Origin of the sequence: Bacteroides sp. CAG:189 (assembly GCF_000432295.1) — a bacterium.
Lineage (GTDB): Bacteria > Bacteroidota > Bacteroidia > Bacteroidales > Bacteroidaceae > Bacteroides > Bacteroides salyersiae.
This window is the reverse complement of record NZ_HF991059.1, coordinates 1-977: the sequence shown is the minus strand read 5'-3', so window position 1 is coordinate 977 and position 977 is coordinate 1. Positions and strand designations below refer to the sequence as shown.

2 protein-coding genes are annotated in these 977 nt (G+C 40.6%); one reads left to right on the top strand and one right to left on the bottom strand.

Translation table 11 applies throughout. From position 1 onward, the window contains the following. Positions 1 to 45 precede the first annotated feature (45 nt). The gene (locus QVP90_RS08605; RefSeq protein ID WP_021936178.1) at positions 46 to 465 is read left to right on the top strand and encodes a DUF3836 domain-containing protein; all 420 of its coding nucleotides are present in this window, start codon (positions 46 to 48) and stop codon (positions 463 to 465) included. A gap of 92 nt (positions 466 to 557) precedes the next feature. Here the strand turns inward: QVP90_RS08605 and QVP90_RS08600 are convergent. Continuing rightward, positions 558 to 977, bottom strand: a 420-nt coding sequence (locus QVP90_RS08600) for a DUF3836 domain-containing protein (RefSeq protein ID WP_288204133.1), incomplete at its 5' end; no start/stop codon positions are given.

The following is a 977-nucleotide window of genomic DNA, read 5'->3' as shown; positions in this document are numbered from 1 at the left end:
CCGCCGATAGTCAGAGGAAATAATAACAATAAAAAAATAACGATTATGAAGACAAATGTATTTTTCAAAGCAGTGGTAATGGTAGCAGTGGTAATGGCAAGTGTAATGAGTGCAAATGCAGGTAATCCCACCAATTATGTGAAGAATGATGAGATGAACGGTGAGCAGTTGGTAGCTAAAACGATCTATCGTAATGAAGACGGTCATCTGTTCCGCCACCTCCGCTACACGTATACTTATGATTCCGAGAACCGGGTGGTCTGTAAGGAAGCTGCCAAGTGGGACAGTGTAAAAGCATGCTGGACTCCTTATTTCAAACTGAATGTATCCTATCATTCCGATGCCGTAGAAATGAATTATGCTCTCTGGAATACAAAGAGCAATTCTTTCGATAAGAATATGGAAAAGAGCACTTATGATTTGAACAACGATGGTATGGTCCGTCTTCTGGCAAGTGCGAAATAAGAGAATACGAAACGGGTACATATGTAATACGGCTGCGAGGGGCAAACCTTTCGCAGCCGTATTTTTTGTTAGAGTTTTTATAGAGAGAGAATTTATTTGTCGGCCATCAGGGCGTTGTCTCCATAAAGGATGGCGTGTTCTTTTGCTAAATTCCAGTTATTTTCTTTCTTGTTCCATTCGTAGCTCAGATAATTAAAGCCTTGTCCGGCATTCGTAGTCTGATACACGGCTTTGGCTCTGGAATCGGAGTATGCCCCTGTTTTGTTATCCCATGCGGTGTATTCGATGCTTGTTTCCTGCGCATTGTACGTAATATTCAGGCAATATTGCTTTTCGAAAACTTTTGTGATCTCATTCCATTTCAGAACCTCTTTCTGTGATACATTTCCTTTATCGTCATAGGTATAGTTGTACTTCAGATGTTGTTGGAGATACTTTCCGTTTTTCACTGTATATACGGTCTGACTTTCTACTTTTTCTCCGTCTGTAGTGGTGTTATAAGCAAACTGGGT

Excerpts from the sequence above, each read along its gene's own strand:
- QVP90_RS08605 (WP_021936178.1), top strand. The coding sequence starts at position 46 with ATGAAGACAAATGTATTTTTCAAAGCAGTGGTAATGGTAGCAGTGGTA.